The following is a 13,978-nucleotide window of genomic DNA, read 5'->3' on the forward strand; positions in this document are numbered from 1 at the left end:
GGTTCCTTCATTGAAAAAGTTGAACAGCAGCTGCCCAATGAGCAAATATACGGAAAAATTTTCGATACCGCTGCCACGCATGTCAAAAAGCGTGGAAAACACCACCACCATGACGACATTCATCAGCAGCGGGTTGAGCACGCTCCACACCACGCCCAGCACGCTGCGGCGGTATTTCAGCTTGAAATCACGGCCGATCAGGTTCTGCAGCAGGTAGCGGTACCGCCAGAAATCTTTGGCGTAAGCCTTCAGCATCTGCATTTTAATTAGACATCTCTTTCCTCTTATTATACTCCAAGTAAGGATACCACAAAATTTTTCCCTTTACAAGCAAGTAAGATTTTCCTTACGCTAATTTCGACGTTACAGCTTTCTTTTCTCGTACCGGAATAGAATTGGACGAAACCATTTAATTCTATTGCACTACTGATAGAATTTTATATTATAAATCCATCACTGATAAAACATTTTGAAGTTCTGCTTTTAACGGAATACTCTAAACGAATGTTTCTACTATTATTATCCATGCAAAAAAGCGGTGGAAAACGTCGAGAATAAACGCGCTAGAGTCTGTTTTAAAACCTAGCCATTGTGTGAAAAACGACGATGTAATAGAACGGGAGCATGAAGAAACATGAAATAAGCGAAAAACAATGGAACAGGATCAAGGACAAGTTTCCGCCTGAAAGGGAGCCGCCAGGAGGGCGTCCAAGGAAATGCAACCAGGAAATGCTTAACGCAATTCTATACTGGCTGAACACGGGAATTCCATGGCGTGATCTGCCGGAGCGGTTCGGCCCATGGCAAAGCGTATACAGTCGGTTTCGGGCCTGGACAAAAGCCGGAGTGTGGGAAAATATCCTCACAGCCCTGATTGAGCAGGATTTGGTGGACGAAACAACGCTAATGCTGGACAGCACTACGATCAAGGTTCACCAACATGCCAGTGGGGCTAAAAAGGGGGATATCACGAGGAAGCCGGGCAGAGGAGGAGAGGCTTGACCACAAAAGTTCATGCGGTAACGGATGGACTTGGGAATCCATTGCGCTTTTTGCTCTCCAGTGGGAACCGTAATGATATCTGCGTGGCGCAGGCACTGTTGGAACCTTTTGATTTAAACGGCAAGCAAGCTCATTCTGGCGGATAAAGGCTATGACAGCGATAAATTTGTACGCTGGTTGGAAGAACGGGGCGGAATCGTGGTGATTCCCAGCCGTATCACTACCAAACACCCCAGGAAAACAGACTGTCACACGTGCAAAGAGCGTCATCTGGTGGAAAACCTTTTCCTCAAGTTGAAAAACAACCGCCGTTTTGCCACCAGGTATGAGAAGAAAGCACTCTATTTTCACGCTGTTGTCTGTCTTGCCTGTATCCTTGTTTAGTTACTTTGATGGTTTTAAAACAGACTCTACGGTGTTTGGCTATTATTTGTACGCTTCTGTGCGTTTCTGCATCGTGGATTTTGACGAAGATGGCGAGGTCGTTTCCGTGGAGGAAAAGCACGCGCAGTCAAAATCCAATTACGCGATCACGGGATATTTATACTTCTTCTCAATTCTTTAGGGTTGTGGCGAACATTTTGCTGTTCTAACTATATCCATATTCTGCGATACCCATGAGTACCATAACAACGCTCCTGATTCCGGCAACGCATTTCTTCCGCCAGTTCTTCATCCTTTTGTAACATCTCCAAGTGATGTACGAAATCATAATATCGTCCCCCTTTTTCCTGACATAGCAACGCCCCCTATGTAGTTATTGTCCTACATAGGGGGCCTTTTGTATATTGTCCGCTTTTACTGGAGCAGTTCACTGGAAAGCCCTGCCTTTTCCTTATCTCTTACAGCTCACAGGCTGCATCATATGCGGTTTTGATGGCATTGGAAATGTCCGCCACCTTATCCGCACAGTCGCCCACCCGCACTACGGGTATGCCTGCGTTTTCCAGCGCCGATGCATCGAATGCAGCAGGACGCGCCCCCACGGCCATTACCACATAGTCGCAAGGGATGAGCACTTCCCCGCCTTCTTTGTCTTCACAGACAAGTGTATCCATTGTGATTGCTTTCACCGTATGGCCCGGATACTGCTCTACGCCCAGCGTCTTGTAGTTTTCCATCAGCGTGGGAAGGATTGTAGTGCTCTCACCCGCGGCAATCTTATCCATCATCTCCACAATGGAGACCTTACAACCGTGTCCGGCCAGATATTCGGCGGTCTCGCATCCCACCATACCGCCTCCAATGACGGCCACGCGTCCATAGACCTGTTGTTCGCCTGCCAACACGGCCCAAGCGTCGGCCACATTCGGGCCGTTCTTGCCCGGGATGGGAGGTGCAAAGCTGGACGCCCCCACAGCTACGATCACAGCGTCCGGCTTCGTGTCCAAAATGTCCTCCGCAGACACTTCAGCCCCAAGGCGCAGTGTGACTCCCGCTTTGCATACAGCATGCGTCAAGTCCAATACGGCGCGGCGCATTTCTTCCTTGCGGGGCGGTACGCTGGCAATGTTTAACTGGCCTCCTAACTCTGGTGCGCGTTCGAACAGCGTGACGCTGTGCCCGCGCAGAGCGGCCACGCGCGCGGCCTCCAAACCGGATGGCCCACCGCCTACAACCGCAACATTTCTTTTCTCTGCAGCAGGCGTGATAGAACGGGTTCTCTCGTAACCGTTTTCCGCATTGAGCACGCAGGCCAGGAATGCACGGTTCTGGATGTTATCCGTACATCCCTTGTTGCACGAAATGCAGCGTCGGATATCGCACGCACAGCCCGACTGCGCTTTGTTCGGCCAATCCGGGTCGCACAGGAGCGGGCGGCCCAAACCGATGATATCCGCCTTTTCGCTTTCTACGATCCGCTCTGCCATAGCGGGGTCGATAATGCGCCCTACCGTGCTGACCGGAATAGACACAGCCTCCTTCACCTGCCCGGCAATGTCCGCAAAAAAGCCGTAGGGCTGTACGCCCATAGGCGGGATGGTATCCGCCATATTGCCTGTATGATTGGCCTGCGCCACATGAAGCATATCCACGCCGGCTTCCTCCAGCCAACGGGCAAATTTCGGAGCGTCTGCCGCATCCACGCCGCCTTTGCCGCGTTCCGGCGTCACGACGGCAAATTTGTAGTCAATGACCATCTCCGGCACCGCCCGTTTGAGCGCCCGCACCAACATAATCGCAAAACGGGTACGGTTTTCCAAACTGCCACCAAATTTATCGGTACGATGGTTCATGCGTGTGCTGCACAGACATCCCACCAAACGGTCGCCATGTACCTGGACCACGTCCACGCCCGCCTTCTGCGCGCGCTGCGCGCATGCACATATTTTGTCGATGATGGAAAGCAGCGTCTCCTCGCTCACCTCGTCAGTAAAAAACTGCATATCATGGTGCAGCCGGGCACGTACCTCTTCCATTTTCCCTTGGGCAAAAAGCGCGTTGACCGCATCGCAGTCGTATTCCGGATGAAAAATCTGGACGCCCAGCTTTGCGCCATAGGCATGCACACGGTCTGCAAGCAAACGGAAACTTTCAATCTGGCTGTCATCAAACAGCTTTGGCGTGGGAGAAAAACTGCGAATGGGCGCAACGTCGCCCAGCACGATGTATCCCACACCGCCCTGTGCCAGACGGGTATAGAACGCGCGGCTCTGTTCCCCAATGCTGCCGTCCCGTTCCTCATAGCCCGTGGTGAGCGGCGGAAACATGATACGGTTCTTCAACGTTATTCCGCCCACTGTTATCGGCTGCATGATTTTCATTTCCATTGTTGTTTACCTCCCTGCAAATGTCCCCCACAGGAGATCCTGCGGGGGTATTTTTCATAAATTGTCTTGAATGAACTTCCAAATTGCCTGTTCGCAGGCTGTGCGGGACGGAATGGTGGCGAAATTGTGGCCTCCGCCCGAAACACGTACAAACTCAGCCACCTGGTACAGCCCTGCATAACGTTTACAGCTTTCGTCATCCACCAGTTTATCATCATCTGCCCGGATGACGATGACAGGACCGTTGTAGCCTTTTGCCTCTTCAAATGGATCCGGATGCGCCGCCATGTTGTAGTTGAAGGCCATTTTGTAAACAAGCCCCTCCAGGTCAGCATAATCTTTTCCGCTCTGCGTCACCATATCGGCCCGCCGGGCACAGCCATACCACATGCCCGCGCCCGGGCACATCAGGATCAGCCCGTGCGGCCGCAGACGCGGCGCGATGCTGGCCGCCACATAACCTCCCATGCTCTGCCCGGAAAGGAATACACGCCGTGAATCCACATAAGGCTGTGCGCGCACCCAGGCGTATAGATCAGCCGCATCGCTGTGCAGGCCATCGAACGTCATGTCCGAAAATTCGCCGTCACTCTCTCCGCAGCCATAGAAGTCGAACCGTGCGCAGCCCACTCCGTGGTCTGCCAGCATGCGTGCCATATGCGTGTGCAGATACTTGTACCCGGATGCTGAACCTGCAAAGCCGTGCAGATTCAGTACAAAAGGTACCGGCTCGTTCGTCTCAGGCAGCGTCACAATGCCGCGCAGCGTACAGCCCACCCGGTTCTCCATGGATACCTGCAATGTTTTCATGGACATTGCTCCCCGTCTGTTTCCATGGCTGACGCTTTTTCTGCACGGCGGGCTTTCAGCTGCTCCAGCATTTCGGTCGTTTTTGCCTTTGTCAGCGGATAGACAAAGAACAAAATTGCAACCGCGACACCATAACCCAGCACATAAATGCCTGTGTAGGACTTCCAGATGGCGTTGCTTACTTCAGCCGTCTGCACCGCCCCCTCAGCCACGTTGTAGCCGATGAATCCCAGCACAAAACTGGAAAGACTCCCGGAAACAGCACTGGCCAGCTTGCGAAAAAATGAATAAGTAGAGTATACAATGCCTTCGTTACGCTCACCGGTCTGAAGCTCATGATAGTCGATGGAATCGTTCACCATGGCCCAGATGAGCACCTGCATACCGGATGCACCCAGATAGCAGACGCCATTGATGACGATGAACAGTACGGGATTGTGGATGGGGAAAAAGAACAGAAGCGCGAACACAGCTGCCGCAAAACCTGCGCCCCAGCAGCACCATTCCTTTTTGCCCAGTTTATCGGCCAACGGTTGTGTAATGGCGAACGTGATGAGTGAATATAGTACGCTCAAACCGCCGGAGACAGCCATGATTTTAACATTCCCGAAGTAATCCTTGAACAGATAGGTGTTCAGACCGTTGACGACGGAAGCGCCGATCATACCCACAAGGCTGAAAAACATTACGCCCAGCAGCGCCTTATTTTTGGCGATTTCCTTGATGACGTGCAGGTAATTGAGCTTCTCACCTTTCGGGCGTTCCGGTACGGCTACGCGTTCTTTGCACCACACACAGGTGATTTGCAGGCACAGGAGGCCGATAAGAGCGAATACCGAAGCCAGCATCAAAAAACGGCCCGCCACCGGCTTATTGTCTACATACAGTACCAGAGGACCAACCATAACGATGACCGTCATAAAAATGGTACCGCCCAAACTGCGGTAACGGGAAAGCGCTGTGCGGTGGCGCACATCATCCGTCATAACGCTGGAAAGCGTACCAAACGGCACATTTACACAGGTGTACAGCGCCTCATACAGAACATAGGTAACAAACATGTAGGCAAGGCGCAGTCCATAGGCCAAATTGCTCACATTGACAAAGCCCAGGATGCACAGCACCGCCATGGGAAACGAAAAGGCCCGTATCCATGGAATGAACTTTCCTCCCTTTGTCGCCTCGCGGGAATCCACGATCGCACCTATGATAGGGTCATTGACAGCGTCCCATATCTTTGTGATCAGCATCAGGATACCGATGTGGAACGGGTTCACCTGTAAAATCAGTGTGTAGAATACGGACAGGTACATTGCGCGGAACTGCTCCGTACAGCAGCAGCCCAGATCGCCCAGAGTATAGCCGAGCTTATCCCTCATGGAAAACGGTCTCATAATATCCTCCTTTTTTCTCTGCCCCGGTGCTTTTGGACGGAGAAGCTTCTTTACGGCTCTATTATAAAAAGGAGGGCACAAAAATCATATCCAAAAATTGATTGAAAACTATCTGAAATTGATGTACTATACAATTAATCCAAATTTTTTTAATACCGAGTTGGAATTCCACCCTTTTTTACAATCAGGAGGCAAGCAGATGCTGGATTATGCTGTAAAAACAATGTGCTTTGATGCTGCCTGTACAAAGCAGCTGTTCTCGGGGCGTTATTACAGTATTGTATTGGTAACACGCGGCACAGCACGGTTTCACTGGGAAGCGGAGCGTTGGATATGCAGCACCGAGGATCTGTTTCTCTTCAAGCCCGGAGAAGGCGCTGTAATGGTTTTTCCGGGCGGGAAGCTTCCACTGGAAATGCTGTGGGTACAACTTTCCCCCGAGGCCCTGGCTGCGCTCTCTGATGAAGCGACGCAGCTTGAGGCGAGCTTCAACGTGGTGCCCTTCCGGCGCATCGCTGTGCGGGCAGACAGTGAGATATCCATGCTCATCAAAAGCCTGGCACGCCGCATGGTCACGCTGCCGCAGGAGCACGACAGCTTTGCCAGCGCACTGTTTGAGGAGAGCTTGCTGAAGATGTTCGTCATCCTCGTGCTGCGCGCCTGTATCCACGCGGAGCAGCACCGCGCGCAGGGCAGCCGTAAACATCTGATGATGGACGAGCTGTTCGTGTACATCCGTACCCATATCACGGAAGAGATCACTCTGGAGCAGCTGGAGCAGGCATTCTATATCAGCCGGTTCCATATTGCACGGGAATTCAAACGCCAGACAGGACAAACCCTGCACAGCTATATCGTCAAAACCAAACTGGACCTGTGCTGTCATTATATCGAACAGGGGCGTCCCATTACCGAGGTGTACCGGCTGGGAGGATTTGGCGGATACAATCATTTTTTCCGCGCATTCAAGCAGGAATACGGCATGACACCCAAGCAATATTTTCGTTCGGTACAAAAGGATGCGCATGCGTAGAAACACAGCCTCATGCCCTTCCCTTTGTGAGCCTCCATCTTTCCGCAGAGATATAAAACTTGGTTACGCGTTCCTCTCCTTTTCATCCCGCCTTAAAAAAGCACTTGACTTGGAGTCAACTTTAAGCTGTATAATACTGACACGCTTCGATCACAGTTTTCATCCCCCGTTAAGGCTGTGGTTCACATTTCGGAAGCGTGCAAAAGAGGCGGCACTGCACCCGAGTATATAAACAGGAGGAAAACTTTATGGATATGAACAAAACATTGGTTGCCTATTTTTCCTGCACCGGAACCACCCGCCGAGCCGCGCAGGCGCTGGCGGCCGCCGTGGACGCCGATGTTTACGAGATTCGTCCGCAGATCCCTTATACGCCCGCCGATCTGGACTGGAGAAATAAGAAAAGCCGCAGCTCCGTCGAAATGAATGACCCGGATTTTCGTCCCGCACTGGCAGATAAAAATGCCGCCATAGGCGCATATAACACGATTTTCGTCGGTTTTCCGATTTGGTGGTATGTGGCACCGACCATTATCAATACGTTTCTGGAAACCTATGATTTCTCAGGGAAAAGGGTCATTCTGTTTGCAACTTCCGGCGGCAGCGGATTTGGGGAAACAGCCGCCGCTTTGAAAAAAAGCCTTTCTCCTGATGCAGCCCTTGTGGAAGGAAAACTTCTGAACACCGGCCTTTCTCCGGCCGATTTACGCGCTTGGCGCCAAAGCTTAGCGCTGTGATATCCTATTCTCCCAAAAACAGCAGGCACCGAAAAATGCGATGCATTCCGGTGCCTGCTGTTTTTATTCGTTTCTGAAAATTGTAATTTCAAGCCGCTCCGAAGGCTTGCTTTAAAGCATTCATTCCCCGAAAAATTCTTCTTCCACACACATACAAAGCGCATGGTACACCGGCAAGTGGTACTCCTGGATCTTGAACGTTTCCACGCCTGGCACTTTGATGCAGACGTCGCACAATGACGCCATCTTTCCTCCGGTATGCCCCGTCAAACCGATTGTTTTCACATGCAAGGCGCGGGCAATGCCGATCGCGTACAATACGTTGGCCGAATTGCCGGAAGTGGAAATTGCCAAAAGCACATCTCCCGGTTTTGCTTGGCCGAACACCTGCTGTGCAAACGCCAAATCCGGCGCCTGGTCATTCGCATAAGCCGTCGTCAGGCCTACTTCGCTGACAAGGCTGATAGCCGGCAGTGCTCCCTGCAGGTTTTCGATGCAATACTCTGCCATTTCCGGACAGGCTTCCCGCAAACGCTTCTGCATATTTTCATCCAGCTTTCTGGGAAGCACGAACCCTTTCATCAATTCGCCCACAATATGCAAACTGTCTGAAGCGCTGCCTCCGTTGCCGCAAACCAAAAGCTTTCCCCCGTTTTGATAACAGGCGATCATCTGCTGCGCAGCCGCTTCCACCTCTGCCGCACAGCACATCAAAGCAGGATATCTCTTGGACAAATCATTCAAATGCTCTTTTGCAGAAGATTTCATGGCTTTCTCCTTCACATTTCTATCGAATCTCACCGTCTTTCAAACGGTTCATGTTTTTAAGTATACCATTTCTCCTTTTTCTTTTCCAGCATCATCTTTTTGAAAAAGCGGAACGGTCTTCCCATCCTGCCGGAGGAAGCCGCTGTCAGCCTGAACGCGGAAAATGAATCCGCTGTTTCGGCCGCACCCTCTCCCGCTCTGTACAAAACAAGCCGTTCTCATCATAGCACACCGCATGCGGACCATTGCCGGCGCGGACCTTATCGCCGGGCTGAGGGAGCGCCGGCAAGGCGCTCCCGATGAACGGATGCGCGCGGACGGCTCCTGGCCAGCACAAGACAGAACTGCGGTCGCACGTCGCAGACTGGGAGCTAAAATGAAACACATTGCAAAAAGCGGGACCTTCCCAAAAGAAGGTCCCGCTTTTATCTCGCCGCTACGCGTTTGCAAAGGCGGAGAACGCTCTGTAAGTCATATATACATCCAGCTTGGAGACAAGTTCAAAGGGCGAATGCATGGAAAGCACCGGCACGCCGATGTCTACCACGTCGATATCGCGGTTCGCCACATATTGGGCCACGGTTCCGCCGCCGCCGAAATCCACCTTGCCAAGCTCGCCGGTCTGCCACAGCACATCCGCCCGGTCCAGAATGTCTGTTACATAGGCCATCATTTCCGCGGAAGCGTCATTGGTGCCGTATTTGCCGCGGGAACCGGTGTATTTTGTCACCACCACACCACGGTTCAGGTACGAGGCATTTCGTTTCTCCAGCACGTCCGGGAACGTGGGGTCGAACGCCGCGTTCACATCCGCAGACAGGCATTTTGCATTTTGGAGCATCAGTTTATAGTTTGCGCCCTGTGCGTCCGCAAGATAACCCAGGAAATGGAACACAAAATCGCTCACAAGGCCGGTGGGGCCGTCGGAGCCCACTTCTTCCTTGTCTGCCAGAATGCATACCGTAGTGTATTCCGGTTCCTTCACCCCCAGCTCCGCCTGCAGCGCGGTATAGGCGCACACACGGTCATCGTGGCCGTACGCGCCGATCATACTGCGGTCAAAGCCCACATCCGACGCCTTGACGGCCGGAACGGCCTCCAGCTCCGCGCGGGTAAAATCACGTTCGGTGATGCCGTATTTCTCGTTCAGGAGCGTCAGCGTATACAGCTTGACGCGCTCTTTCAGCTCTTTGTCCGCATAAGGCAGCGAGCCGACCACGATATTCAGCTCCTCGCCCCGCAGACCGTCCGCCAGCGTGCGTTTATTCTGCTCTGCGCCCAGGTGAGGCAGCAGGTCCGTCACGCAAAACACAGGGTCTCCCGCTTCCTCGCCCAGGCGGACTTCCACCTTGGTGCCGTCCTTGCGGTACACTACACCGTGCAGGGACAGCGGCGTGGTTCCCCACTGGTATTTGCGAATCCCACCGTAATAATGCGTCTTGAACAGCGCGATGTCGCTGTCCTCGTACAAAGGATTCGGTTTGAGGTCAAGACGCGGGGAATCAATGTGCGCTACCATCAAACGCACGCCCTCGTCCAGCGGGCGCTTGCCCAGCGTAGCCAGAAGCATGGCCTTGCCGCGGTTGTTGTAAAAAACCTTGTCACCGGCTTTATATGTAACGCCCGTGCGCTGCATCGGCCGATAGCCCGCCGCCAGCGCACGGCGTTCCACCTCGGCAGCCGCCTCCCGCTCAGTCTTGGCCGCGTCCAGAAACGCCTTGTAGTCCACACAGAAGCGCTCGGCCTCCGCAACCGCGTCCGGCTGTTCATCCGCAATATGCGGCTGTGTGAACGTCAGTTTTTCCTGCAATTCCTTGCCCAGGCTCTTTTTTTCTTCCATTGTTTACACTCCTTCATCCTGCGCATAAAGCGCGAGATATTTTTGATAATTTTTATTGACCTTATGCACGTACAGGTTCATCTGCTCATAGGGAAATGCCGTAAGAGTTTTTCCATCCGCAGAATATTCCGCCTTCTGCAGCAGACTGTCCACAAGCCCCATGCCGCTGTGGTACGCCGCCGCCGCAGTGGAAAAATCCCCGTCATAGCGTGCAAGGCAGGTCGCAAGCAGATATGTGCCGAAGCGGATGTTCACCGCCGGGTCGAACAGATCGTCGAAAGTAATCTCCTCGCCGGGCGCAATCTTGGATTTGATCCACAGGAACGTCTCGTCTGTGATCTGCATCAGTCCCCGTGCCCCCACCTTGGATTCCGCCTCCGGCTTGAAGCCGCTTTCAGTACGGATGATGGCATACACCTTATTCTCGTCCACTCCGTACTCTGCGGCATACTGCTGCACCAGCGCGGCATAGGTGCGCGGATATGCCATTTCCTCCACGGCGCGCACCGCGTCCTTTACGAAAAAAACACCCGCCAGGCACAGCACGACAGCCAGCACGATATAGATATTCCGGTTATGTTTTTTCTTTTGTTCCATTCGTCTCCTTTGCGAGCAGACGTTCCAGCACCGCCTGCGCCGCCGCGCGCAGATGCCGCCCGTCTCCCGTATTCGCTATGATATAATCTGCCGCAGCACGCAGTACGTCCTCCGGCGTCTGTGCCGCAAGGCGCATACGCGCCGCCTGCTTGGAAATGCCGTCCCGCAGCACGATGCGGGAAACAGCTTCCCGCTCGGACGCGGTAACGACGATGATCGCATCGCAGTATTGCTCGAATGCCTCTCCCACGATGACCGCACCGTCCACAAACACGAACGGAACGCCCGTGCTTTGTGCCGCAGCCACGCCGTCCAGCAACTCCCGGATAATGGCGGGATGTGTGATATCCGTCAGCCGCCGCGTGCCCTCCGGTGTGGCAAAGGCCCGGGCCGCCAGGCAGCCCCGGTCCAGCGTGCCGTCTGGCAGAAGGATGTCCGAACCGAATGCATCGCACAACTGTGCAAGGCAAGGCCCGCCGGGACGCGTCACCTCACGTGCTGTCCGGTCCGCATCCAGCACAGGATACCCCAAAGACCCATAATAGGCCGAAACCGTGCTTTTTCCGGAGCCGGAGCGCCCTGTAATGGCAATCACCTTCACAGCCTACACCTCCACCACACGGAACGCCGCCGCGCGCAGCAAACGGTTGTAGACAGCCATAGCCACGCCCTCCTGCGCCGGGCAGCGGGCAAACACCGTTTTTGCACCGCGTGCATCCAGTTCACGCAGGGCTGAAAACAGCGCGTGCGCCTGCTCGTCCGGCTTGTCTGCGCGCCCGTATGTCACGCAGGGGCACGGCAACGCCGGTTCCTCCCCTGTAAAGCACAATGCATATACACCATCCGCGCAGTGCGATTTCATATATTCTTTATATGCATCAAAGCTGCCTTTTAGGATGGTTACGTCCGCCTTGGGCGCGTAGTGCTTATACTTCATGCCGGGAGAAGCCGCGCTTTCCCCGTCTTTCAATTTGTGCAGCACTGCGTCCGAAAGCGCCACAGCACAGCCCATTGCATCTTCCAGCTGCTCTTTGGTGATATAACCCGGACGCAGCAGCACCGGCTGTGCTCCTGCCAGAGAGATCACCGTAGACTCCACCCCCACGCTGCACGCGCCGCCGTCCAGGATCAAAGGAATCTTGCCCTCCATATCCGCCAGCACGTCTGCCGCTGTTGTGGGGCTTGGGCTACCGGAAAGGTTTGCCGAGGGAGCCGCCAGCGGCACGCCCGCTGCGCGGATGACCGCCAGCGCCACCGGATGGCTGGGCATACGCACAGACGCCGTATCCAGCCCTGCGCACACGGAGTCCGCCACCGTTTTGCTGCGGGGCAGTATGAGCGTCAGCGGGCCGGGCCAAAACGCCTCCGCCAGCCGGTAAGCGGCGCCCGGCACTTCGCGCACCACCATAGGCAGCATGTCCAGAGATGCGATATGGGAAATGAGGGGATTATCCTGTGGACGGCCTTTGGCCGCGAATATTTTCGGCACCGCCTCGTCCGAAAGGGCGTTGGCCGCAAGGCCGTACACGGTCTCGGTGGGAATGCCCACCACCTCGCCCGCCCGCAAAAGGCGCGCGGCCTCAGCGACAGACGCCGCGCCGGCTTGTTTCAAACAGGTATGCAAAATTCATTCCTCCGTGGAAGCCTTCAGCTTTTCAGCCTGATCGGCCGTTACCAACGCATCGACGACCTCATCAAGCACGCCGTTCAGGATCGTATCCAGCTTGTAGAGCGTAAGGCCGATGCGGTGGTCTGTCAAACGGCCCTGAGGATAGTTATAGGTGCGGATACGCTCGGAACGGTCTCCCGTGCCCACCTGGCTGCGGCGTTCCGCCGCAATTTTAGAATCGTGCTCGGCCTGTTTTTGCGCCAGCAGACGGCTGCGCAGCACCTTGAGCGCCTTGTCCTTATTCTTGTACTGGCTTCGCTCGTCCTGACATTCCACGACCATCCCCGTGGGCAGATGCGTGACGCGGATCGCTGATGAAGTTTTATTGATGTGCTGGCCGCCCGCGCCCGAGGAACGAAACGTGTCGATCTTCAGGTCAGCCGGGTTGATGTCGATCTCGACCTCCTCGGCTTCGGGCATTACGGCTACAGTTACGGTAGAGGTGTGTACGCGGCCCTGTGTCTCTGTCTCCGGCACGCGCTGTACGCGGTGCACGCCGCTTTCAAATTTAAGGCGGCTGTACGCCCCCTCTCCCTCGATGGAGAAGCTCACTTCCTTCATACCGCCCAGCTCTGTCTCGTTGGCGTTCAGCACCTCATATTTCCAGCCTCGCGTTTCGGCATACATCGTATACATGCGGAACAAACTGTGCGCAAACAGGGCGGCTTCTTCGCCGCCCGCGCCGCCTCGGATCTCCACAATGACGCTCCGGTCATCATTTTCATCCTTGGGCAGCAGCAGGATCTTAAGCCGTTCCTCCAGAAACGCCATTTTTTCCTTGTTTTCTTCATATTCAGCCTGCGCGAGCTCTTTGAATTCAGCGTCCAGCCCACCTTCGTCCAACATTTCCTTTGCTTCGTCAAAGGCGCCTTTTGCCGCATCATAAGCGTCGTAGGCCTCCACGATGGGCGTCAGGTTTTTATAGTCTTTCATCAGGCTGCGGTACAGCTCGTTGTTGTTGATGACGGTGGGGTCCTGCAATTGATTGTTGATCTCGTCATAACGGTTGCGCACAGCCCTGAGCTGTGTAATCATATCCATAATAAAACGCTCTCCTCTTATCGCTGTTTCAAAACTGCTTTTGTACGGCAAAGGAAAGCGCGGCTAGAGCGGCAAAGCCTCGCGCACCACTTTTTTGATGTTTTTTTCAATTTTGCTGCGCGGCACCATGACCTCCCGTCCGCATTTGGTACAGCGGATACGGAAATCCATTCCCACGCGCAGCACAGCGAAAGTGCTGTTGCCGCAGGGATGCGGTTTTTTTGTGATGATGCTGTCGCCCACCTGAACGTCCATGCTGTTTTCTCCCGTCAAGATAACTTCCATGCGCCGGCCGCCCATTTTTGGGGAATGCCGA

The 13,978-nt window shown here is 54.1% G+C and carries 17 protein-coding genes; 6 read left to right on the plus strand and 11 right to left on the minus strand.

Annotation, left to right across the window (positions count from 1 at the left end; genetic code table 11):
• A partial coding sequence (locus TQ39_RS15440; RefSeq protein ID WP_167541544.1) for an ABC transporter permease occupies window positions 1-261 on the minus strand: 261 nt, incomplete at its 3' end.
• A gap of 363 nt (window positions 262-624) precedes the next feature.
• On the opposite strand from TQ39_RS15440, the gene TQ39_RS15445 reads away from it, so the two are divergent.
• Genes TQ39_RS15445 through TQ39_RS20475 form a run of 4 tightly spaced genes read left to right on the plus strand, consistent with a single transcriptional unit; the run spans window position 625 to window position 1,567 of the window.
• Window positions 625-1,002 carry an IS5 family transposase gene (locus TQ39_RS15445; RefSeq protein ID WP_050006210.1) on the plus strand — a complete coding sequence of 126 codons (378 nt, stop codon included), beginning with the start codon at window positions 625-627 and terminating at the stop codon, window positions 1,000-1,002.
• A complete protein-coding gene (locus tag TQ39_RS20975; RefSeq protein WP_117461215.1) occupies window positions 999-1,148 on the plus strand; it encodes a hypothetical protein in 150 nt (49 codons plus the stop codon). The genes TQ39_RS15445 and TQ39_RS20975 overlap by 4 nt, the downstream gene beginning before the upstream one ends.
• A gap of 31 nt (window positions 1,149-1,179) precedes the next feature.
• Window positions 1,180-1,386: a hypothetical protein gene (locus TQ39_RS22010; RefSeq protein ID WP_420865196.1), complete on the plus strand. Its 207-nt coding sequence runs from the start codon at window positions 1,180-1,182 to the stop codon at window positions 1,384-1,386.
• A 31-nt stretch (window positions 1,387-1,417) separates the two neighbouring features.
• Window positions 1,418-1,567 (plus strand): hypothetical protein, encoded by a 150-nt coding sequence (locus tag TQ39_RS20475; protein ID WP_199488556.1) that lies wholly within the window; start codon window positions 1,418-1,420, stop codon window positions 1,565-1,567.
• A gap of 277 nt (window positions 1,568-1,844) precedes the next feature.
• Here TQ39_RS20475 and bilR read toward each other — a convergent pair whose 3' ends face one another.
• From bilR to TQ39_RS15460, 3 genes are read right to left on the minus strand one after another with little or no spacing between them, the layout of a single operon-like run.
• The gene (bilR, locus tag TQ39_RS15450; protein WP_050006238.1) at window positions 1,845-3,767 is read right to left on the minus strand and encodes a bilirubin reductase, long form; all 1,923 of its coding nucleotides are present in this window, start codon (window positions 3,765-3,767) and stop codon (window positions 1,845-1,847) included.
• 60 nt (window positions 3,768-3,827) lie between these two features.
• Window positions 3,828-4,583, minus strand: a complete 756-nt coding sequence (locus tag TQ39_RS15455; protein WP_050006211.1) for an alpha/beta hydrolase family protein — start codon at window positions 4,581-4,583, stop codon at window positions 3,828-3,830.
• On the minus strand, window positions 4,580-5,977 hold the full coding sequence (locus TQ39_RS15460; protein WP_050006212.1) for an MFS transporter: 1,398 nt from the start codon (window positions 5,975-5,977) through the stop codon (window positions 4,580-4,582). Before TQ39_RS15460 ends, TQ39_RS15455 begins: the two co-directional genes overlap by 4 nt.
• Window positions 5,978-6,176: 199 nt before the next feature.
• On the opposite strand from TQ39_RS15460, the gene TQ39_RS15465 reads away from it, so the two are divergent.
• Together TQ39_RS15465 and TQ39_RS15470 are read left to right on the plus strand one after the other, a co-directional pair.
• Window positions 6,177-7,010: a helix-turn-helix domain-containing protein gene (locus TQ39_RS15465; RefSeq protein ID WP_069955762.1), complete on the plus strand. Its 834-nt coding sequence runs from the start codon at window positions 6,177-6,179 to the stop codon at window positions 7,008-7,010.
• Window positions 7,011-7,258: 248 nt separating this feature from the next.
• Entirely contained in the window at window positions 7,259-7,747 is a 489-nt protein-coding gene (locus tag TQ39_RS15470) for a flavodoxin (protein WP_419079958.1), read from the plus strand.
• A gap of 120 nt (window positions 7,748-7,867) precedes the next feature.
• On the opposite strand, the gene TQ39_RS15475 is transcribed toward TQ39_RS15470, so the two are convergent.
• The 7 genes from TQ39_RS15475 to TQ39_RS15505 all read right to left on the minus strand — a co-directional run bounded on the left by TQ39_RS15475 (window position 7,868) and on the right by TQ39_RS15505 (window position 13,917).
• Window positions 7,868-8,515, minus strand: coding sequence for a D-sedoheptulose-7-phosphate isomerase (locus TQ39_RS15475; protein WP_050006214.1), 648 nt, complete (start codon window positions 8,513-8,515; stop codon window positions 7,868-7,870).
• Between the two features lie 436 nt (window positions 8,516-8,951).
• Window positions 8,952-10,355 (minus strand): aminopeptidase, encoded by a 1,404-nt coding sequence (locus TQ39_RS15480; RefSeq protein WP_050006215.1) that lies wholly within the window; start codon window positions 10,353-10,355, stop codon window positions 8,952-8,954.
• A gap of 3 nt (window positions 10,356-10,358) precedes the next feature.
• Window positions 10,359-10,952: a lytic transglycosylase domain-containing protein gene (locus TQ39_RS15485; RefSeq protein ID WP_009325493.1), complete on the minus strand. Its 594-nt coding sequence runs from the start codon at window positions 10,950-10,952 to the stop codon at window positions 10,359-10,361.
• Entirely contained in the window at window positions 10,930-11,553 is a 624-nt protein-coding gene (gene coaE / locus TQ39_RS15490; RefSeq protein WP_050006216.1) for a dephospho-CoA kinase, read from the minus strand. The genes TQ39_RS15485 and coaE overlap by 23 nt, the downstream gene beginning before the upstream one ends.
• Before the next feature lie 3 nt (window positions 11,554-11,556).
• Window positions 11,557-12,576: an L-threonylcarbamoyladenylate synthase gene (locus tag TQ39_RS15495; RefSeq protein WP_050006217.1), complete on the minus strand. Its 1,020-nt coding sequence runs from the start codon at window positions 12,574-12,576 to the stop codon at window positions 11,557-11,559.
• A gap of 3 nt (window positions 12,577-12,579) precedes the next feature.
• On the minus strand, window positions 12,580-13,656 hold the full coding sequence (gene prfA / locus TQ39_RS15500; protein ID WP_050006240.1) for a peptide chain release factor 1: 1,077 nt from the start codon (window positions 13,654-13,656) through the stop codon (window positions 12,580-12,582).
• Window positions 13,657-13,725: 69 nt separating this feature from the next.
• On the minus strand, window positions 13,726-13,917 hold the full coding sequence (locus TQ39_RS15505; RefSeq protein WP_040910461.1) for a DUF951 domain-containing protein: 192 nt from the start codon (window positions 13,915-13,917) through the stop codon (window positions 13,726-13,728).
• Between the last annotated feature and the right edge of the window lie 61 nt (window positions 13,918-13,978).

This window comes from Ruthenibacterium lactatiformans, assembly GCF_000949455.1.
Classification (GTDB): Bacteria; Bacillota; Clostridia; order Oscillospirales; family Ruminococcaceae; genus Ruthenibacterium; species Ruthenibacterium lactatiformans.

What these genes read in the sequence shown, in the direction of transcription:
- TQ39_RS15455 (WP_050006211.1), bottom strand. Translation starts at nt 4,583, where the DNA reads ATGAAAACATTGCAGGTATCCATGGAGAACCGGGTGGGCTGTACGCTG.
- TQ39_RS15445 (WP_050006210.1), top strand. Translation starts at nt 625, where the DNA reads ATGAAGAAACATGAAATAAGCGAAAAACAATGGAACAGGATCAAGGAC.
- TQ39_RS15480 (WP_050006215.1), bottom strand. Translation starts at nt 10,355, where the DNA reads ATGGAAGAAAAAAAGAGCCTGGGCAAGGAATTGCAGGAAAAACTGACG.
- bilR (WP_050006238.1), bottom strand. Translation starts at nt 3,767, where the DNA reads ATGAAAATCATGCAGCCGATAACAGTGGGCGGAATAACGTTGAAGAAC.
- TQ39_RS15465 (WP_069955762.1), top strand. Translation starts at nt 6,177, where the DNA reads ATGCTGGATTATGCTGTAAAAACAATGTGCTTTGATGCTGCCTGTACA.
- TQ39_RS15475 (WP_050006214.1), bottom strand. Translation starts at nt 8,515, where the DNA reads ATGAAATCTTCTGCAAAAGAGCATTTGAATGATTTGTCCAAGAGATAT.
- TQ39_RS15460 (WP_050006212.1), bottom strand. Translation starts at nt 5,977, where the DNA reads ATGAGACCGTTTTCCATGAGGGATAAGCTCGGCTATACTCTGGGCGAT.
- prfA (WP_050006240.1), bottom strand. Translation starts at nt 13,656, where the DNA reads ATGATTACACAGCTCAGGGCTGTGCGCAACCGTTATGACGAGATCAAC.
- TQ39_RS15505 (WP_040910461.1), bottom strand. Translation starts at nt 13,917, where the DNA reads ATGGACGTTCAGGTGGGCGACAGCATCATCACAAAAAAACCGCATCCC.
- TQ39_RS15485 (WP_009325493.1), bottom strand. Translation starts at nt 10,952, where the DNA reads ATGGAACAAAAGAAAAAACATAACCGGAATATCTATATCGTGCTGGCT.
- TQ39_RS15470 (WP_419079958.1), top strand. Translation starts at nt 7,259, where the DNA reads ATGGATATGAACAAAACATTGGTTGCCTATTTTTCCTGCACCGGAACC.